At 35.9% G+C, this 20,120-nt stretch carries 16 protein-coding genes; 5 read left to right on the plus strand and 11 right to left on the minus strand.

Going from position 1 to position 20,120, the window contains the following annotated elements; genetic code table 11:
* Positions 1-27: 27 nt before the first annotated feature.
* The 3 genes from ACQKIH_RS05015 to ACQKIH_RS05025 all read right to left on the minus strand — a co-directional run bounded on the left by ACQKIH_RS05015 (position 28) and on the right by ACQKIH_RS05025 (position 3,448).
* The gene (locus ACQKIH_RS05015; RefSeq protein ID WP_427763754.1) at positions 28-705 is read right to left on the minus strand and encodes a response regulator transcription factor; all 678 of its coding nucleotides are present in this window, start codon (positions 703-705) and stop codon (positions 28-30) included.
* Positions 706-725: 20 nt separating this feature from the next.
* Entirely contained in the window at positions 726-2,033 is a 1,308-nt protein-coding gene (locus ACQKIH_RS05020; protein WP_427763755.1) for a sensor histidine kinase, read from the minus strand.
* Positions 2,034-2,194: 161 nt separating this feature from the next.
* The gene (locus ACQKIH_RS05025) at positions 2,195-3,448 is read right to left on the minus strand and encodes an MFS transporter (RefSeq protein ID WP_427763757.1); all 1,254 of its coding nucleotides are present in this window, start codon (positions 3,446-3,448) and stop codon (positions 2,195-2,197) included.
* 158 nt (positions 3,449-3,606) lie between these two features.
* Here ACQKIH_RS05025 and ACQKIH_RS05030 point away from each other — a divergent pair, with 158 nt between their 5' ends.
* A complete protein-coding gene (locus ACQKIH_RS05030) occupies positions 3,607-4,515 on the plus strand; it encodes a LysR family transcriptional regulator (RefSeq protein ID WP_427763759.1) in 909 nt (302 codons plus the stop codon).
* 84 nt (positions 4,516-4,599) lie between these two features.
* On the opposite strand, the gene ACQKIH_RS05035 is transcribed toward ACQKIH_RS05030, so the two are convergent.
* On the minus strand, positions 4,600-5,220 hold the full coding sequence (locus ACQKIH_RS05035; protein ID WP_427763760.1) for an RsiV family protein: 621 nt from the start codon (positions 5,218-5,220) through the stop codon (positions 4,600-4,602).
* Positions 5,221-5,537: 317 nt separating this feature from the next.
* Between ACQKIH_RS05035 and ACQKIH_RS05040 the strand changes: the two genes are divergently transcribed.
* Positions 5,538-7,535: a methyl-accepting chemotaxis protein gene (locus ACQKIH_RS05040; RefSeq protein ID WP_427763761.1), complete on the plus strand. Its 1,998-nt coding sequence runs from the start codon at positions 5,538-5,540 to the stop codon at positions 7,533-7,535.
* Between the two features lie 90 nt (positions 7,536-7,625).
* On the opposite strand, the gene ACQKIH_RS05045 is transcribed toward ACQKIH_RS05040, so the two are convergent.
* Positions 7,626-8,135, minus strand: a complete 510-nt coding sequence (locus ACQKIH_RS05045; RefSeq protein WP_427763762.1) for a YfiT family bacillithiol transferase — start codon at positions 8,133-8,135, stop codon at positions 7,626-7,628.
* A gap of 197 nt (positions 8,136-8,332) precedes the next feature.
* On the opposite strand from ACQKIH_RS05045, the gene ACQKIH_RS05050 reads away from it, so the two are divergent.
* Positions 8,333-8,467, plus strand: coding sequence for a hypothetical protein (locus tag ACQKIH_RS05050; RefSeq protein ID WP_269084191.1), 135 nt, complete (start codon positions 8,333-8,335; stop codon positions 8,465-8,467).
* A gap of 145 nt (positions 8,468-8,612) precedes the next feature.
* On the plus strand, positions 8,613-8,771 hold the full coding sequence (locus ACQKIH_RS05055) for a YjcZ family sporulation protein (protein ID WP_083493606.1): 159 nt from the start codon (positions 8,613-8,615) through the stop codon (positions 8,769-8,771).
* A gap of 215 nt (positions 8,772-8,986) precedes the next feature.
* Here ACQKIH_RS05055 and ACQKIH_RS05060 read toward each other — a convergent pair whose 3' ends face one another.
* The 3 genes from ACQKIH_RS05060 to ACQKIH_RS05070 all read right to left on the minus strand — a co-directional run bounded on the left by ACQKIH_RS05060 (position 8,987) and on the right by ACQKIH_RS05070 (position 15,987).
* On the minus strand, positions 8,987-14,146 hold the full coding sequence (locus tag ACQKIH_RS05060; RefSeq protein ID WP_057983530.1) for an ATP-binding protein: 5,160 nt from the start codon (positions 14,144-14,146) through the stop codon (positions 8,987-8,989).
* A 259-nt stretch (positions 14,147-14,405) separates the two neighbouring features.
* The gene (locus ACQKIH_RS05065) at positions 14,406-15,155 is read right to left on the minus strand and encodes an SDR family NAD(P)-dependent oxidoreductase (protein ID WP_057983528.1); all 750 of its coding nucleotides are present in this window, start codon (positions 15,153-15,155) and stop codon (positions 14,406-14,408) included.
* A 79-nt stretch (positions 15,156-15,234) separates the two neighbouring features.
* Positions 15,235-15,987, minus strand: coding sequence for an SDR family NAD(P)-dependent oxidoreductase (locus ACQKIH_RS05070; protein WP_427763765.1), 753 nt, complete (start codon positions 15,985-15,987; stop codon positions 15,235-15,237).
* 125 nt (positions 15,988-16,112) lie between these two features.
* On the opposite strand from ACQKIH_RS05070, the gene ACQKIH_RS05075 reads away from it, so the two are divergent.
* A complete protein-coding gene (locus ACQKIH_RS05075) occupies positions 16,113-17,024 on the plus strand; it encodes a LysR family transcriptional regulator (protein WP_057983524.1) in 912 nt (303 codons plus the stop codon).
* Positions 17,025-17,258: 234 nt separating this feature from the next.
* Here the strand turns inward: ACQKIH_RS05075 and ACQKIH_RS05080 are convergent, their stop codons facing one another.
* The 3 genes from ACQKIH_RS05080 to rlmD form a co-directional block, all read right to left on the minus strand.
* Entirely contained in the window at positions 17,259-17,414 is a 156-nt protein-coding gene (locus ACQKIH_RS05080; protein WP_160320436.1) for a hypothetical protein, read from the minus strand.
* A gap of 18 nt (positions 17,415-17,432) precedes the next feature.
* Entirely contained in the window at positions 17,433-17,990 is a 558-nt protein-coding gene (locus ACQKIH_RS05085; protein WP_057983523.1) for a class I SAM-dependent methyltransferase, read from the minus strand.
* Between the two features lie 280 nt (positions 17,991-18,270).
* Positions 18,271-19,662, minus strand: coding sequence for a 23S rRNA (uracil(1939)-C(5))-methyltransferase RlmD (rlmD, locus tag ACQKIH_RS05090; protein ID WP_057983521.1), 1,392 nt, complete (start codon positions 19,660-19,662; stop codon positions 18,271-18,273).
* Positions 19,663-20,120: the final 458 nt, after the last annotated feature.

The raw sequence follows: 20,120 nt of genomic DNA on the forward strand, positions 1-20,120 counted from the left end.
ACCTTTTTGCATTTATTTATTGATACTTCAACTCCATTTATAACCGATTCCCCACACGGTTTTAAGGAACTCATCAATGGGAAATCCAGCGTTTCGTAGTTTTTCTCGTAAATTGCGAATATGTGAATCCACTGTGCGCACATCTGTATACGTATCAAATGCCCATCCGCTTTCTATAAGCTCTTCCCGTGTAAACGTCTTTGCTGGTCTAGAAATTAATGCCTTTATAATCAAAAATTCCTTTAATGTGAGCTGTGCAGTTAAGTCTTTGTAATTTAGAGCGTATGCCTCTGTATTTAAAGAAAAATCCTGATATTGTATTTGTTCTTTCCCTGATGTATCTTGAGTGACTCGGCGTAGGAGCGCATTGACTCTTGCCACCAATTCCCCTTCATCAAATGGCTTGGTCACATAATCATCCGCTCCTGTATTCAAACCTTTCACTAAATCAAACTTATCTGATCTCGCTGTTAGCAAAATTATCGGTACATTTGAAAATTTACGAATGGCTTCACAAACTTCCCACCCATCCATTTCTGGCATCATCACATCTAGTAAAACAAGGTCGATTTTTGATTTCTTTAATGTTTCAATAGCCTTCTTACCACCCGTTACTTTAATGCATTGATAGCCATGAGGTTCGAGAAATAATGCCACCAAGTCCAACATTCTTTGCTCGTCATCAACTAATAAAATCGTTTGCATGTAAACTCTCTAGCCTCCCATTAAATCGTTATTGTAAAAGTGCTCCCCTTGCCCCGCTTACTTTTGACTTCAATTGTACCGCCATGTGCTTCAACAAGTTCCTTTACAACAGACAGCCCAATGCCTGAACCACCAAAAGCGCGTGACCGTGATTTTTCGACGCGGTATAACTTTTCAAAAATAAAATCAATCTCATTAGCAGGGATGCCTATACCCGAATCCATTACTGAAATAATGGTCTTTTCTTCATTTTGACTGACGTGCAAAATAACCTCAGACTGTTCATCTGAATAGTTCAACGCATTCTCCAATAAATTAATAACAATTTGCTCGAGCCGTAACGCATCAGCAAATAGTTGATATTCTCCCTCACAGTGCAAAGTGAGCTTCATATTTTTCATAGCAAAAGAAGGCTCAACAAGCTTATATATGCCATCAAAAAAAGGACGTGCCGCAAAAAACGCTTTCTTAACAGTAAAGGAATTCTCGTCCATCCTAGCCAAATCTAATAAATTTTTCATAAGCTCTTTCATTCGGTTAGACTCTTCAACAATAATTTCAAGATACTGTTGTCGCTCTTGTTCCGTCAAATTGCCCCTCGACATTACTTTTGAATAGCCAATTAAATAAGTCAAAGGTGTACTTAATTCATGCGAAATTGAAGCAAGAAATTCATTTCGTTCCAATTTTAAACGTTCTAGATCATTCGCCAATTTCTGAATGGATCCTGCCAATTCCCCCAGCTCGTCTTTACTGTTAACCGAAAGACGAACTTGAAAATTGCCTTCACTTAATTTTTCAGTCGCCTCTTTCATATGAATTAACGGTCGCGTAATGACTTTGGACAACACTGCGTAAACAATAAATAACACAATAAAACTTGTCACACCTGCTATGGCAAAATGCATCGTCAAATCTGCTACCATCCCATTAATGGTACTCGTACTAAAAAACATAATTACATAGCCGGATTGCTTTGGATTGATAACGTACGGATGGGCACTCACAATATAAGGAGAGTCACGCCAATTCGAAACTAAAATTTTATATTTTTCCACTTGTAAGTCTGTAAGGCGTAGATTTAGTTGTTCAAGAAGTGCAACATTTATATCCGATTTTCCTAATACCGCACCTTGTTGATTGGTAATGATAACTTCACGATTCGCATCCTTTTCCATTAAGACGATATGCTTAATTGTCGTATCCGAATAATGCTCCATTAATACATCACGATGATTGGCACCATTAGCTAGCAGTGTCTCAAATTCTTCGTCTACTTTCGAGTTGATAATATTTCGATGCAAATAAAACATTAAAAAGAAATCCATGATAAGTACCACAATAAAAAAATAAGTGGCTAATTTTGTCGATATTTTATTCACTCTACTATTAGCGCCCCCTTTACCAAATCATCATATTATTATATCGAATAATTATGGAGAACTTATGCAGATACATATTTACTCGGCGAAATTTACGCCTACTTTATTCAGCTAGCAGGTTGTAATGTTGGCTTTTTAATCATTACGACAAAAAGGCTTGCTAATACGCAGAAAACACCAGCTAAGAAAAACGCCCATGTGTAAGAATCGAAAAATTTATAAATAAGGCCTCCACCAAATGCCGCAGTAGCCGCACCTGCCTGATGAAAGGCAAAAATCCATCCATAAATAATCCCACTCTTTTGGACACCGAAAACTTGTCTTGCAATGCCAATCGTTGGTGGTACCGTCGCAATCCAATCTAATCCATAAAATACCGTAAAGATTACTAACAAAGTAAAAGAACCTTCCATTAAAGAATATGGAAGCATTACTAAAGAAGCCCCTCTCAGGATGTAATACCAAAATAATAACCACCGATTATCAAAACGATCGGATAACCAACCTGAGAGCGTCGTTCCCACTAAATTAAAGATGCCCATAAATGACAGAAACGAAGCCGCTGTAACTAGAGGTATTCCAAAACTCATACAATAAGAAACAAAGTGTGTACCGATTAAACCGCTCGTTGAAAGCCCACAAATATAAAAACTACCGGCTAATAACCAGAATTCTTTCGCTTTCACAGCTACGAACAAACCTTTGAAAGCTAAAACAATCGGATTTCCCTTCTGTCCTTCATCGCTCACTTGTGATTCCTCATCAATGCCATATGGAAAAACCCCCGCATCTTTCGGGCTATTTTTCATAAATAAGAAGATGATGATTAGCATGATGAAACATAAAATAATAATTAACCCAATTGCCCACCGCCATGAATAATTATTGATAATAGTAGCTAGGACAGGCAGTAAAATTAACTGACCTGTTGCAGTGCTTGCAGACAAGATACCTAATGCTAGTCCTCTTCTTTTTCCAAACCAATGAGTCGATACATATGGACTCACTACGGTTAAAAAAAGACTCGCCCCAAGCCCAATAATAAAACCCCAAATAACGATTAAGTGCCATGATTGACTCATTATTAATGTGAGCATGCTCCCCATTATTAAGGTTGCCATCGAAACTAACATCAGTTTCTTTACACCAATGACTTCTAATAACGCCGCCATGAACGGACCTGATATGCCATATAAAAATAGACTGATGGCAAAAGCTAGTGCAATAACAGAACGATCCCAGCCAAATTCATTTTCGAATGCATTAATAAAAACGCCTGATGAAGCTATGACAATTCCAGCTACAATAATAGAGAAAAACGTTATTGTAAGAATAATCCAACTATAATGAATCCGTTTCATAATCCGCCTCTTCCTATGGATAATTTTAATGTAATATCCACCCACTTTTTCTTAACTTTACCTTGTGCATAACCATTAGTAAAATTGAAGTTTATGAAGTGACCCATTGATTTTTTTGATACTATAAAAGAAAAAGGAAAATAAAGGTTGGTGAAACGATGGAAATACGTCATTTTATTACGTTTAGAAAAGTCATTGAGATGGGCAGCTTTACACAAGCAGCCCAACATTTAGGTTACACGCAGTCCACAGTGACTTCACATATTCAGGCACTCGAAGAACATTTAGGTGCACCGCTATTTAATCGGATGGGGCGAAAAGTTAGTTTAACTGATATCGGTACTAAATTACTCCCTTTTACGCAAGAAATTTTAGATACGTATGGAAAAATTGAAGGAATTACGAGTGAGGGGCAAGAAATGCGTGGGGAGTTAAAGATTGCGGCGCCTGAATCTTTAACCGTTTACCGACTGGAACCAATATTAAGAGAATTTAGAAGGAAGTTTCCACATGTAAGTATCCGTTTAACGAATGCCACTTGCGGTGATAACAAAAAAGCAATTCTGAATGGTCATGCTGATCTTGCATTTGTTATGTTGCCACAGATGCAGCATTCCGATTTAATTATTCATCCGCTAATGGACGAACCAATTGTCCTCGTAGGAAACCCTGATTGTTCGCTAACTATTTTAGATGAACGTTACAAAAATCAAAAGTTAAATGAATGCTTGATTACGAATGAGAAGGAATGCAGTTATCGAAGAATTTTTGAAGAGTATTTGCGTGAACAGCGAATTGCACCTGCCTCCACAATGGAACTTTGGAGTATTGAAGCAATAAAGCGCTGCGTAATGAGTGGACTTGGTATTTCTTATTTACCTTTAATGACTGTGAAGAGTGAAATTCAAGAAGGTACATTAAAAGTAATTCCTTGTGTAGGAGGCTTCCAACAAATTTTTTCTCAGGTCGCCTATCATAAAAATAAGTGGATTTCCCCAGCTTTAAAGATGTTTATCGAAATTACTTTGAAAAATGCGCGGGATTGGTCATGTGCAGAAATAGTTTAACTTACTTTATTACACGCAAATAAGATGGACTATGAAAAATGGTCCATCTTACTTCAATCTGATTTGTACTCAACACTCACACGTTCAATTGTTTTCCGCCAGCCGACCGAGTGGACCATTTTCATCGATAATATCCGATAAATCATAGACCGAAATAGGAAATATTGGAAAACCAAAATAATGTGGTGTAATTTCAAACAACTGAAAATAAATGACAAGCGTCTTATCCGCAATATAAAAATCTTGATCTGGTTTTATTACGGTAAACGTATTAATTAACGGGATATTTCGGCGCTTAATTTGTTCGTGAATAAGCGCCGAAATTCTTGCAATATAATCACTATTGGGAATAAATAAATCCTTTAACGTACAAATCTGTTCCTTCAGCATGTCAAATGTTAAAGACTTTAAATAACTCATTCCATTGGCGGCATGACTGTGATACGTATAATTCGATTGCGTTAAACTTAGTACTTGCCTTTGATTATTTTTAATTTCAAAATACCCCAACATTTCGTCCACAGTTGTCGGCATATTTCCATATTGTTCAATCATGAGATGTCTCGTTTGCTCAACAATTGCATGATTAATCTTCGCCTGCCATTGTGGTCGATGTAAGTATTCCACTTGAGGATAAAGAACCATTTGTTTTGCGCCATTTCTAATAATAAAAGTATTTATACTTACCGGCACGAGATGAAGCATAGGCGAACACCCCCATTGTTTTAGTTTATTGTATTCAACTAATTTGGGGATGTGTACAGAATTAATTTTGCATCGACATAAAATAAGGTGCATTGCCTAGAAGTTCAATATCCGTTGTTTTTGCTCCATTTTAATCTTCTCCTTCAATAAATTATTCCACTAAAAAGACTGAGATTTGTCCATTCCTACACAGCGTTATTATCTGTATATTCCTAATTATATTATTAATAGTTTACATCTAAACTCTCCTAATTTATAACCGATAGTTTTACAGTAATTCTATTCAACTTAAACGAAAGAGAAGGTGTCCATCATATATGTTTAAATCTATAAAAACAAAAATCATTATGCTTGTCATGGTGCTATTTCTTATTGGCATCGCTACAATGACCGCCATTAGTAGTACACAAGTTAAAAATACGACTGAAAAAACGGCGGCGGAAGCGAGCGCAGCACTCGTCAATGAAATTAGTCTAGCGATCGAAAATTACCTTGGTCAATATGCAAAAGCTATCGGGCATTTGTCTATGACACCAACAGTATCAAATTTCTCTATTTCTGACGGAGATCCTCCTACAAGTAACCCCATCCACGCGATTGAGCAAGAATTCAGTAACTTTTTAAAAATTTATGAAGAAGCGTCATCCATTTACCTAGCTCTTCCTACAAAGGATATGCTCATCATGCCACAAACTGATTTTGGGACAGATTTCGATCCAACAACACGTGAATGGTATAAAAATGCGATTGCAAATCCAGACGCCATTCAATGGTCAACGCCATTTATTGATTCAGTAACGAATGAATTTGTTGTGGCTGTTTCGAAGGCTGTCTATTCAAATAATCAATTTATTGGTGTTCTTTCACTTGATATTCAACTTTCTACATTAGTAACTGAGGTAGCGAGTAGTGATGTCGGCTACAAAGGCTTTCCGATGGTACTAGATACAAATGGTACAGTTGTTGCTCACCCATATAGAACCGGTGAGAATTATATGAGCATGCCATTCATTGCGGCTATGTATGAAGATGGAAACGATCAAAATATTTCTTACTATGAAAGTGACGGGGTTGATTTTGTCAACGTCCATACAACATTACCTGATCTCGGCTGGAAAATCTCTGCTATTTATGAAGAAAAAAATATTAATGAGACAGCCAATGATTTACGAAATTCAATGCTAGTGTTTGCATTTGTTACATTGTTCATAATCTCTATTGCGTTATATTTCACAATAAAGAGAATCATTCAACCAATTGGTGAATTAACATCATCTATGCATTCTGTATCACAAGGAGATCTCACTGTTCGTTCCACGATTAAAACAAATGATGAACTTGGTGAACTTAGCGATAATTTCAATATAATGATTGATAATATGAATTCGATTATTGCAGTAGTTAATGACTCTGCTTCCAATGTCCGCACTAGCTCTGAAAGCTTAAGTGCCGTTGCCGAAGAAACAAATGCATCAAGCGAAGAAATCGCACTTGCTATGACGGAAATTGCTGAAGGTGCCTCAAAATCGGCGGAAGATGCTGAAACGGTTACAGAACGTACAGAGCTTCTCGGTCAGCAAATTAATGATATTACGACTAAGGCAGAAATGATGTCCCACATCGCGACAGAAGCAGATGATATGAATACGAATGGACAAGCTCAAATGCAACAACTAAAACATTCTTTCGATGACTGGGAATCCAATTTACAATCGATGTCTGAAGTAATTTATACGCTCGAATCAAAAGTAAAAGCAATTGGCGGGGTGATGGAAACAATTACTCAAATTTCATCACAAACGAATTTATTAGCGTTAAATGCGAGCATTGAAGCTGCACGCGCTGGCGAGCATGGGAAAGGCTTTGCAGTCGTTGCCGAAGAAGTACGCAAGCTGGCTGAACAATCTGCACAAGCAACAGAAGAAGTGAAAGTAACGGTTCAAGAGCTACAAGCAGAATCTAGATTAGTAACGAAGCAAATGAATGACACACGTGAAAACTTCCAACTTCAAAGTATCGTTGTTCACGATACCGGAGTTACTTTCGAGGAAATTTCTACATTAATGGCAAACATGCACGACTCGATTAATACGGTTTATGCAGAACTCCAAAAAGTTGCGTTGCACAAAAATGACGTTGCTGAAACCATTCAAACAATGGCGGCCACATCTCAAGAAACAGCTGCTACTTGTGAAGAAGTCAATGCTTCAACAACTGAACAGCTTCAAGCGATTCAATCTGTCACAACTGCGGCAGAAACATTAACGAATTTAAGTGAAGATTTAACGAAAGCAATTAATCGTTTTAAAGTTTAAATTTATAAAAGTAACCCCACTGAGTATTAAAATCAGTGGGGTTTTCTAATACATATGAATCGCTTTAAAAGTCAAAATAGATACTAAGAATTATTTAGACAATGCTAATTTGATATGTGCTAAATGATGCTCCTCATGCCATGCTAATTTAGCAACTTTTGTGGCCACTGTTAATTCCCCATTTTCCTGATGCGTAAAAACTCGGTCCAATTGTTCTTCGGTTAAACTAGCGCCTAAACATACGATGCGTTCATTTATCCCTTCTAACATTTTAATCGAACTTTCTACCGGAAGTTTCGTATCTGGTTGAATTGCCCATTTATCTTGGTCGAAAGCTGGCACTGTTGGGTTTTCATCAGTTAAAGCGAGTTTCAAACGTTGATACATATTTAACTGTGAATCTGCAACATGATGAACAAGTTGACGTACTGTCCAGCTGCCGTCATTATATGTTTTACTTAATTCTACATCACTTAATGGTTCAACCACTTCTCTTAATCGATTTGTGTACGTTTCGATTTCCTTTAACCATTCTTGTAGATTTTCTGCTGTTACTTTGTCAGGTACTTGTAATTTTCCAATTGGAAACGTTACATTCATTTTCAATTCCTCATTTCTCATTGTAATTACAATTATTCTTTTCCAGAGATACTCCTGTTACTGTTCGCCTCGGATACGGATAATTCCTTTATTTTTCATTCATATATTTCTTGATTGTGTTGCATAAATTAAACAAGAAGAATAAAAAATAAAAGGATGATGTATAAGGTGACATTGTTGATTTGGTGTGAAATTCAATGACTACAGTATATCCTCTCTATAATTACAAGCCAATGATTGGCGGCTTACCCAATGATGATTGGGATATGGATCGCTGGGAAGATGACGGCGGTAAAAGTATTAGTACAGCAAATAATCCCAGTCTTCATTAAAAAGTAAATATGGTATTCAAGATTTGCAGCAGTTGCCCTTCATATTATTTCAACCGTTTTATAAAATAGGCAGCTTTATTGGATGTATATCCCCCCTCCCTTTCTTTTCGTGACATATTTTATACAGAAGAGAGGGGGGATTATTATGGGTTACTCTAATAATGCATGTGGATATGATAATTGTAGTTGCAACAGCTATAATGGAGGATATGGTGGAGGCAACAAATTCTCATTCGTACTTTTAGTTGTTCTATTCATCCTATTAATTATTGTTGGTGCTTCTTTTATTAACAAACCTTGCTAACCCGGGGTGGATACTGTTCATATTATATTAGGTAATGCTTAAAGTTTTAGCGATTTGAGCAAATTACCCCAAAACTACTTCCTTAGCATGCTTTCGAATGACTGCCCTGAAAACGACTTTATTCCTATGTTTTTACATTAAATTTATATTATTCATCAACCAACACAAAATCCCACAGAAAGCTGACTTGTCGGCTTTTCTGTGGGATTTCTTTTTCAACCTTCCACCCTCAATATCACTTTAAATATTGTTCCAGTTCCTTCCATGCTCTCAACTAAAATCTCACCATTTTGATAAGCAACAATTTGCTTACAAATCGACAAACCAATACCGTAAGAATTGGTCATGTGATTATTGGAAGCACGGTAATGCATATCAAAAATATACGGTAAATCCTTCTCCGGTATCCCCATCCCATTATCCTCAACGGCGAATATTACGTTTCCTTCGACTATTTCCATTGAAAATCGGATTTTTCCACCTGATGTATATTTAATCGCATTTGAAATCAAATTATTTAATACTTGCTCAATCCGTTCTAAATCAAGCATGACATGAGCTTCTCGTTCCGCAGAAAATAAGCTTTCATATACAATATTTGCTTGTTCAATATCAGCTCGGTATTTCTCATCAAATAAATCAAATATCCGCTGTACGGGCCAGCTTTTAAGTTCTAGCTTTGCGCGACCCGATTCTAGCTTCGATAATTCAAATAAATCTTGAATTAAATAATTCAATGAAATTAAGCGTTCCTTACTACGCGTCAAATGTATTTGCTGTTGCTTTGGATCTGGCACAATTCCATCCAAAATCGCTTCAATATAACCTAAAACGGATGTAATGGGTGAGCGTAAATCATGTGACACATTTTGCAACAGTACTTTGCGCTCGATTTCATTTTGCTGTAACCGTTCATTTACTTCATTCAAATAACTATTTACGGACTGAAGCTCCTCTGTTCGGTCACGCACCTGCTCTCCTAAATGCTCATACATTTTCGTATGTTCAATGGAAATCGCAATTTGTGATGAAATCATTTTTAATAATTCAATTTTATCTTTCTTGAAGACATAAGGCATTTGGGTATTCGCTAAATATAAAATGGCGGTCATATTGCCTTGATAAATAATCGGCAAGCACAAAATCGTTTTCTCATCCCCACCAAGATGGAACGGGGATAACATGGACGTATTGTCGATCAAAACATGCTGCTCACTTTTCAACACATATTGCATAATTGACTGCAAAGAATTACTTTCCATTTCCGCACCGCGATCGTGTGCTAGTGTAAAGGAGTTATTTTGCAATTCTGCCTTGCCGATAAAATGCATTTTGTCGTTTTCTTTTTTGAAAAAATAAGAAATATTTGCATCGGCATGCTTCATCATCAACAAAAGAACTTGACGAATTAAATCATCCATTTTCGTCTCATTTGCCAGTATTTGGTTGACTTCAATAACCGTATTCATGTCAAATGGTATGAGCATCTCTTTTTTCGATGTCCCAAATTGATTCGGCAAGAAATGTTCATATTGGTTCTCCCATTTGACCGCAACATGCCTCGCTCCCCATTCCTCCATTAACGAAACCGCCTGCTGCATATATTCTGAGGCACGGTGTACTTCACCTTGTTGTCTATAAAATTCTGCGGCACAATGACTTGCAATCGCTTGATCACAAATAAAACCACTCACTTTCGCAAGTTGAATTGCACGATCATAATATAAAATCGCATCCTCATATTTTTTCACACAAGAATGGTACTCCGCTTGCAGTAAATACAATAAATGCTCAAAATTTTCTGGTGCATGTTTCGAGTATTTCCTGAATTGTTTAATCGATTTCTGTATAGAGCGTCTATACTGTTGCTTCGTTTTTACCGATAATCTTTCATTCTTTCGCAATAGCTTTACCAGCCATAAAGCACTATATAAATATAATTGTGGACGTGCAACGGTCTCAACATTTATTTTCAAAACTGCTCCAAGCTCAGCCATTATTGATTGAGCTTCATTTTCTTCCTGTAATAAGTAGCTCATTTGAAGCCGTAGTACGATATGACTTTCCCAATACGATACATCGGTTTTATTTGTTACAGGTTTATTCCAAACTGCAGTATTCGTTGGTGTTTTTAATACCTGTAGCCACTCAACATACTCCGTTACATATTCGATTGAAGTTACATTTTTTGTTCGAGTCAGAAACTTTTTATAGTGATTAATTTCTTGTAAGATATCATCAATTGGCATACTTTGAACATGCCTTATTTGGATTAAATGCGTCGTTGCAATACCCGTAAATAAATCATGCAATTCACTATTCAAACTATAGTCTAATGCTAGTTTTAAATAATAAATACTATTCACATATGGTTTTTTCCAGTATCCAATCGTTACACCATAGCTCATATAAACATGTGTTTTAAAGAGAATTTTATTTTCCCTTTCCATATGTTGTATCGCCAACATACCAAATTCATAACTACGATTCGTATCATTGAACCCCGCCTTTAATACGCTTGCAAACATAATATAAACAATGGAAGAAAGTTCTACATCTCCATGCTTCAAGATAAGGCGCATCATACGGATTATCATCCATGTATGAAGCTTTTCGTCAAAAATAAGTGCACTGCCCATCGTGTTTACTAATACATTCAAAATTAAATTAATGGACTCATCTTCGTTACGCTTTAAATGCAATAATTCTTGAATTGGCTTTTTCCGAAGGGCAAAATTTAAAAGCGAAAACTCCTTTAAAATTGCTGCAGTCGATACTTTTTCTTTTAAATCAATGTCATATAGTTTTAATGCATCAACCGCGGTAGTAATCGCATTTTGTATATAATATAGATCACCCACTTCCAACGCCGACGAAATCGAAGTGTAAAACGAAATTTTATCATTATAAAGCTTTAACTTTTCGATTTTCGTTTTTGCATAACTTAATGCTTCATTAAAGTAACGTTCTGCTCCGTCATTCGCTCCGTTCATGTATTCCGAAATCCCTTTTATGCGCCACAACTCCAGCATTAGTTCTCGATGCTCTTCCCAGCCATTATTTTGCAACAGCTCGATTGCCACATCCAAAAAGTTCGCAGCATTTTGAAATAATCCACTCCGAGTTGTATTCCTTCCAATGTTAATATTCCACTCTGCAACTTTTATCTTTTCGGCTTTTGTTAATAGCGGAAGACATACATTATAATGCTGAACAATTTTAATAAGAGCTTTATCCGCAATTGGTTGCTCGGATACTTCCTCCAATAATTTTGCTAAGTGGTAATGAGTTTTCATTAACTGGTCTTCATCAATTTGCTTATAAATTACATTTTGGATATCACTATGAACAAAGCGGAATGCTAGTTCTGAATGATCAAACAGCGCTAAATAATTGAATGTAGACGCTAATAACAAGCGATTATTTAACGGTACAATACAACCATCTTGAATGAGGGATAACATTACTTCCACAATTTCGGCGCGCGATAAATCTAAACACGGTTCAAGTATTTGCTGTTCAAACGTTATGCCGATACAAGCCGCGGCTTTAAGAACCTCTTTTTGCTTTTGTGATAAATCATTTACACGCTTTGTAAAAAATTCACTTAAGTTTTTACTAACATTGAAGTCTTCCATCTTTTTCAAATCAAACGTCCAACTTCTCGACTGCAAACTGTAATACAGTAAATCCAGCTTCATAAATTGATTGAATAATTCTTGAATATATACCGGATTTCCTTTCGTTAAATCAAACAGTAAACGGGCCATTTGACGTACATGCTCTGACGATTCCTTGAGCGATTCTGCAACCCAACTAAATACTTCACCTTCCGTTAGAGGAACAAGTTCAAATGTTTTATGTTCAGGTAATACATTTTGTAATTCTATTATCGTTTCATTCGTATTTTTATACGTGAAAATGAAACATATACCCGTTAATTCTCTGTTCACCGTTCGAATCCAGTCAAGCGTGCTCGAATCCATTAAATCTACGTTCGCAATCATCATAATAAGGGAGCCTTTACTTTTTAATAACGCTGAAAGAATCCCTTTTATTGCTAGGTTAAAATAGTGATTTAGTTCAACTGGAATCACTTCAACTAACAAGTTCGATTGTATTACTTCTTCCGAGAAAAACCATTCAAGCTCTGGAATCAATTTTAAAAGTTCATCGTATAAATGAATATTTTCTTTTGCAAACAATTCCTGTATTTGCTCGACGTAGCTTGCCCCTTCCATATAAATATAATTTAATTGGTTTCTAATCGATAAAATAATTGGTGCAACCTTCACATTTTGCATCGCTATTTCAATGGTTGTATCTAACACAACCGCATTTTGTTGTGTCCATTCATTTTTTAACTTATTTAGAAGCTCCTTTTCTCCGCTTCCTGTGTCCCCTTTAATGAAAATTAATGAATTCTTATTTAGATCATGCTTTGTAAACTGATCTAAAACCTCATTCGCCAATTTTATTTGACTCGGGATTTCAACATTCAATGCTATAAAACTTGGCCCATCATGCATCCCTAAATTAAATTGCGGAATTTTTTTGTTATTGATAACCAAATTCCAGCAATAAACTAAATCTTCTTTTAAGCCAGTTGCACTTTGATAACGGTCGGCTTTATTTTTGCTCAGCAATTTTTCAACAATCGCTGAAATGGCTTGGGGAACGGCGGGATTCATTTTGTAAATGGCTTTCGGCTCACTCGTCATAATTTGATAAATTAATTGTTGCGGTTCATTATTTTGAAATGGTAATTGTCCCGTAAGCATCTCATAAAATAACACACCTAAACTGTATAAATCCGTTCGAAAATCAATCGTTTCATTCAAACGTCCTGTTTCTTCAGGTGCATAATAACTTAAACGGTCGGTATCTATGTACTTTATTTCTTGATTCACTGAGGTTTCGCGATGAAATTTATAGGCATGCTCGAAATTAATTAATTTCACTTCATATGTTTTTTCATTAATGAGAAAATTTCTACGATGGACGTTTCGGTAAATTACAGAAGAATGTTGCATATCTATAAAACCATTTGTCATTTCAATCGCAATTTTTAAAAAGTTAAATATCGGTAAAGGTTTCGTGAAATATTTATTTAGTGAGATTATCTCTTCATTTTCAAAAACTAAAAGATGCTTCATATCTTCTAAAACAATTTCTACAGGTGTTAATGTAAATTGTGATTGAAGTAGTTTTATAATTTCAAACTCATAATATAAATTGGCAACAAGCTGATTATCCATTGATTCAACAACTTTATAAATTTTCGGTAAGGTACTTTTTTCATCATCACCATTGATTAAAATCCAGTTCTTGCTACTTTCAATCGTTTTCTTCTTATGTATAAATGTAACACCCAAAATAAACATCTCCATTTCGCTATATATATAATATACTATGAAAGTTGAAGTTGAGAGAAAATTCGTAATATTTTTCCAATTAAATCATTAACTTAAGCGTTCTCTTTAACATATTTTCGGGATTTGAAAAGATTATCATGACAATCAAATAACAAAAAGAACGAACTCCACTAACAGGAATTCGCTCTTTTTTCATTATATATGGTCAGTTTCCACAATGGATATATACCTCTTCAAAACAGACTGACCTGCCTTTTTATTATATAGCCGTATAGCCGCCATCAACGAGTAAGTTAGCGCCTACGATGAATGAAGCATCATCACTTGCTAGGAATAAAATAGCCTTTGCAATCTCTTCTGAGCGACCAAGTCTACCGATTGGGTGAAGTGAAATAAGATGATCTAGTGCTGCACTGCTTGCACCATTTAAAATTGGTGTTTCAACAAAACCTGGGTTTACGGCGTTAACACGAATTCCTTCTTTTGCATGTGAAACGGCTAATGATCTTGTTAAGTTCACAACCCCACCTTTTGCAGCATTATAACCAGCTAGTCCATCACGACCAGTATGCCCCATTATAGATGCAATATTGACAATAGCGCCACCTGTAGCTTGCTTTTGCATTTGTGTAATGGCATATTTATTAGACAAAAATACGCCTGTTAAGTTGATATCTATCATTTGTTGCCATTGGCTTAAAGTATAGTCCTTAACGGATGTAGCTGGGTGTCCGATTCCTGCATTAGCAATCATTATGTCCAGTTTACCGAAATGTTTTACTGCTTCGTTGACAACGTTTTGTATATCTTCTTCTTTGGATACATCTGTTTTCACAAAGATTGCTTTCTTACCTTCTTTTACAAGCCCCTCTACGTAAGCTTCTGCTTGTTTCGCAATATCAGCGACAACTACTTTCGCACCTTGCGCTAAAAATAATTCCGTTGTTTCTTTACCAATACCACTTGAACCACCTGTAACGATGGCTACTTTGCCTTCTAATTTTTTCATTATAATTTCCCTCCTGTTTCTAAATTATCTCGAATCGAAGATGTTATATTAAAAAATTTTGCTTCTATTTGTCTTCCTATTAACGAGCTGATGATCCACCGTCAATTACCATTTCAGTCCCAGTAATGAAAGTTGATTCATCTGAAGCTAAAAATACAACTAAATTTGCGATATCTTCTGGTGTACCTAAGCGTTTTAATGGGATTCCATTTGCTATTTGTTCCGTTTCAACGTTTATTCCAGCTGCAACTGCATCGCCCATTGTTGTTGAAATTACTCCCGGATGAATTGAGTTTACTCGGATTGAATCTCCTGCTACTTCAATCGCTAAATCTTTAGACATCATACGAACTGCACCTTTACTTGCACCATATAAAGTATGATTTGCACTTGCTTTAATACCCGCTAATGAAGAAGCATTAATAATCGAACCATTCTTTTGCTCACGCATAACCGGAACAACATGCTTCATCCCTAAGAAAACGCCTGTAACATTTACACCCATTACACGATTCCATTCTTCAACAGAATAGTCTACCACTGCGTTTGTACTATAAAGTCCAGCGTTGTTAAATAAGACATCTACTCGACCGAATTTTTCTATTGCTTGTTCTACAACATTTTTCCAATCTTCTTCATTTTGGAAATCATGTTTGATGAATAACACATTTTCAAATTTATTTTTCATTTCAGCTAATGTTTTTTGACCGTTAGCTTCACTAATATCTGTGAAAACTACATTTGCACCTTGTTCTAAAAATTTCTGAACAGTTTCTTTACCGATTCCGTTTGCACCACCAGTAATAATTGCTGTCTTTTCTTGTAATCGCATATCTAATCCCCCTTTTGAATTATGTTCGGATTTTGTAAGCACTTTCATTGTAGCACTGCCCTATGTATTAGTATAATTAGCTGTGCTTAATTATACTTAAGTACAGCTTATATAAGGAGACCGCCATGAACATTGACCAAATTCAATATATAGTCGAAATAGCAAAAACAAAATCCCTAAGTGCAGCAGCAAATAATTTGTATATTACCCAATCAGCGCTTAGCCAATCCATCTCGAATTTAGAAGCAGAGTTAGGAATAAAACTATTTACACGTTCTCGCAATGGCACGATACCAACAGCAAATGGGAAATTTGTCATCAAAAAAGCAATCGAAATACTAACGAACCTACAAGAAATAAAAGATGAGGCACAGGCTTGCTCAAATATTTTAAATAGTGAGTTACGCGTCGAAAGTATCCCCATTGGCATGGCATCATTAGTAAGAGCTGTTTCTCATTTCAAACAAGATTACCCTCTTACAAAGTTCCAAATTACCCAAAATAATTCAAGCATGATTTTGCAAGATTTGCGAGAAAAAAAGTCAGATCTCGGGTTAATCGCAATCAAAAAAGGGCATTTGACACATTTACATGAATTTATTTTTGAACCATTAGCAGAAGGAAAAATTGTTATTGGAGTAGGAAAGAATCATCCTTTAGCTACAAAGAATAGCATCAGTTCACAAGAGCTCTTAAAACACCCAATTGTCTTATATGAGGAAAAACATGTACAAGAATTTATTCAAGTATTCGAAAAAAAAGTAGGCTCATTGCAAGCAATGTTTACAACGAACAATTCAGCTGCCATTTTAACGACATTACAAGAGGGATTAGGTATCACTTTTGCCTATGATATTTCACTTAGCCATGCCTCCATATTTGTGAATGATGAAGTAATTCCTATTGAAATAGCTGATTTTGAGCAAGAACCAATTATATTCGGATGGGTTCAATTAAAAAATACAGAAAAATCGCTCGCTTCCAAACAATTTAAGAAGCGTTTTATGAACAACTTTATATTTCCTACTTTAGGATAAATTTATTAAGGAAGCGTCAAGCTAATCATGCCCTTCAAACAAACCAAAAAAGGGCAAAAACGGCTCAGAATTGCGCCCTTTTTTGCTCCTTTAATTACGTTTCATATTAGAAATGATAGAACTCTTACGTGTAATTTTTATGGGAAAAGCTAGGAAAACCGCGTTTCCTTGAAAAAGCGCATGTTTAACTCCAATTGGTTCAAAATAGCTGGTTTCCCCGCTACTTCCAGTGAATCATTCTTTAACGATATACTCAATCGTAAAGGTTAACCAACCCTCTTTATAATCCGCCTCAATTGTTCCGCCATGAAGCTCTAGTATTCTTTTTACAACGGCAAGTCCAATGCCAGACCCAATTGCATCGATAAAGGTAACACGGTTTGTTGTCATTGTTTTTTCCTATACCGATTAATTACTACAACAGAATACAAATGCTGGGGGCATATTTCGATACTCACGTGTTAGATAAATATGCTTAAAATAGTGATGAATAAAATCTTTCTTTAATAGCGTGTATTGGAAAGTAATAAAAACACCATCTTTCCTCAACAGCTTTTTGGTTTTATTTAAAATCACATTGGAGACATTTTTCGGCAAACTCGCAAAAGGAAGACCCGAAACGACATAATCAACATATGGGATATTAAACTCCTTTGAATACTTGTCAATATCCTCAGCAGTATCATTAATAAGTATCAGATTTTTTTCGTTCTTATACTTTTCTTTTAGTAGCGTGCAAAATTCTTTATTACTCTCTATCAATAAGACAACCGTATGTTGCATTTTGTTCTTCATAATCTGATCTGTGAAGACTCCTGTACCGGGGCCCAATTCAACGATGTATTTTGCATTTTGAAAATCAATACTTTGAACCATTTTTTCCGCAAGATATGTTGAGCTTGGCAAAACTGCACCCGTTTTCCTTGGGTTTAATAAATATTGAAAAATAAAACGAAAAGATTTCATATATACAAACACTCCATAGATTTAAATTTTTCTACTACGGCTTTTAGAATACATTTCAAACATAAAGAAACAGTATGAAAAATTCTTAAGAATCCTTAAGTTTTTATTTTTCGCTTTTTTTCATTTTCATTAATAGCATAAATCATAGATATTGAAGTAAAAAATAGCGCCAAAACCCGTATAAATCAGGGTTTTTGACGCTTTTGGTAAGCATATAATTTTTATCGTCTGCAAAAATAAATCGATTAATATAGAAGAAAAAAAATTACTAATTAATAATTTAAACTAATTCCAGCCATGTGACTAACTCTACATGTGTCGTATGTGGGAATAAGTCGACAGGTTGTACCGTTTTAAGCTTATAGCCGAATGGTAGCAATTCTGTTACGTCTTTAGCAAATGAATCTGGGTTACATGATACATAGACAATTCGTTTTGGTTGAGAGCGTCCAATACGGCGCATCACCTTTCCGCCAGCTCCAGAACGTGGTGGATCAATCAATAGTATGTCAGCGAATCCGAACTGTTCTTGCATTTCAGTTAATCCGTTGCGCGCATCACGAGCAAGGAATGTTGTGTTATGCAAATCATTATCGATTGCATTACGTTTTGCCGATTCAATCGATGTCTCGACAATCTCGATTCCAGCCAATTCCTTCACACGTGCAGCAAATGGTAATGAGAACGTGCCGACACCACAAAACAGGTCAATCATTCTCTCGTCTGCCTTTGGTTTTCCCATTTCCAACGCGAGTTCTACAAGTTTTTGAGCTTGTTTTGGATTCGTTTGGAAAAATGTATCAAACCAAAGACGATAGCGATACCCCACCATTTCATCATAAATGAAATCGCGCCCCGCTAATAAATGTGTATCTTCAGATTGTGTACGGTCTGCCCAGTCTGTGTTCACAAGCCAAAGTAGACTTTTCACATTTGGGAATTTCTTTGTGATTCGCTCAACAAGATTTTCAACAGCAGCTGCTAACTCTCCATCAGGCGTTTTTGTAGCAAATAATGCTAACATCATTTCACCAGTTGCAAATGATTCGCGCACCATCAAATGGCGAAGTAGGCCTTCATGTTTATCTTTATTATAGCCTTTAAGACCAAACTCTTTTACCCATGCACTCACTTCCAACATGCCATCGACCATATTTTGACCAGCAATTAGACATGTATCTAATGGAACAATTTTGCGGAAGTTTCCTTGTTCATGCTGTCCCATTTCCCCCTCAGGTGAAAACGTGAACTCCATCTTATTGCGGTAATGCCAAGGGTTATCTGCACCGATTGTTTCCAACACAAGCTCAGAATCCAATCCTTCACGAGCCAATGCATTTTTCACTTGCTCCGTTTTATGCTTCAACTGACCTTCGTACGTCCAGTATTGCCATACACAACCTCCGCAAAGTTCAAAATGTGGACAAGGTGCTGTTGTACGCTCTGGACTTGCTTCTAAAATTTCTTTAGGCATTGCTTTTCTGTTTCGCTTATCAGGTTCATCAACAACAACCTGCACCAACTCCCCTTTAAGCGTCTGCGGAATCGTTAATTTTAATTTTCTAGGATTGGAACCTCTATCACTCTCACGCCAAATCACAGCTCGTCCATTACCTCTATCATCTAAATGGTCAATTTTTGCAATAAGCGTTTCTTCTTTTATAGTAGTCAAGGAATATTTCCCCTTTCAATAGTAATTTCATGTATTGAAGGCTGATTTCCACAATGTTTGTGCATCCTCTTCAAAACAGATAGACATTGCCATTATAACGAATATTAGCCCGAATGAACATTAACTTCTGACAAACGTAGCAACTTATTATTCTTATGCAGGATATAGTCGAGCCTCTTTTTAACAGAGTTTATGTACATCCCAAATAGATATCTATTTAACTAAAGAATCCAACCTTTAAAAAACCTTTTGAAGAGGTGGAGTTGATTTCTATTTCAGTCCTGACGCTTTTCAGGGTTACGGCTCCCTTTCATTCCAATCAACTCTTTCTATTCAAGTTTATGCCTCTATCATGTCTATTCTCATTTCCATATAAATTTTGTTGAATTTATATAAATGATAATTTTTTTTAGCAAATTACACTATTATACAAATGTAATCGAAACACTTCCATAACT

Origin of the sequence: Solibacillus cecembensis, assembly GCF_050272495.1 — a bacterium.
GTDB classification, from domain to species: Bacteria; Bacillota; Bacilli; order Bacillales_A; family Planococcaceae; genus Solibacillus; species Solibacillus cecembensis.

Bases quoted from the DNA above. Each gene is read 5' to 3' on its own strand.
- ACQKIH_RS05015 (WP_427763754.1), bottom strand. From the start codon at position 705: ATGCAAACGATTTTATTAGTTGATGACGAGCAAAGAATGTTGGACTTG.
- ACQKIH_RS05020 (WP_427763755.1), bottom strand. From the start codon at position 2,033: ATGGATTTCTTTTTAATGTTTTATTTGCATCGAAATATTATCAACTCG.
- ACQKIH_RS05025 (WP_427763757.1), bottom strand. From the start codon at position 3,448: ATGAAACGGATTCATTATAGTTGGATTATTCTTACAATAACGTTTTTC.
- ACQKIH_RS05030 (WP_427763759.1), top strand. From the start codon at position 3,607: ATGGAAATACGTCATTTTATTACGTTTAGAAAAGTCATTGAGATGGGC.
- ACQKIH_RS05035 (WP_427763760.1), bottom strand. From the start codon at position 5,220: ATGCTTCATCTCGTGCCGGTAAGTATAAATACTTTTATTATTAGAAAT.
- ACQKIH_RS05040 (WP_427763761.1), top strand. From the start codon at position 5,538: ATGTTTAAATCTATAAAAACAAAAATCATTATGCTTGTCATGGTGCTA.
- ACQKIH_RS05045 (WP_427763762.1), bottom strand. From the start codon at position 8,135: ATGAATGTAACGTTTCCAATTGGAAAATTACAAGTACCTGACAAAGTA.
- ACQKIH_RS05050 (WP_269084191.1), top strand. From the start codon at position 8,333: ATGACTACAGTATATCCTCTCTATAATTACAAGCCAATGATTGGCGGC.
- ACQKIH_RS05055 (WP_083493606.1), top strand. From the start codon at position 8,613: ATGGGTTACTCTAATAATGCATGTGGATATGATAATTGTAGTTGCAAC.
- ACQKIH_RS05065 (WP_057983528.1), bottom strand. From the start codon at position 15,155: ATGAAAAAATTAGAAGGCAAAGTAGCCATCGTTACAGGTGGTTCAAGT.
- ACQKIH_RS05070 (WP_427763765.1), bottom strand. From the start codon at position 15,987: ATGCGATTACAAGAAAAGACAGCAATTATTACTGGTGGTGCAAACGGA.
- ACQKIH_RS05075 (WP_057983524.1), top strand. From the start codon at position 16,113: ATGAACATTGACCAAATTCAATATATAGTCGAAATAGCAAAAACAAAA.
- ACQKIH_RS05080 (WP_160320436.1), bottom strand. From the start codon at position 17,414: ATGACAACAAACCGTGTTACCTTTATCGATGCAATTGGGTCTGGCATT.
- ACQKIH_RS05085 (WP_057983523.1), bottom strand. From the start codon at position 17,990: ATGAAATCTTTTCGTTTTATTTTTCAATATTTATTAAACCCAAGGAAA.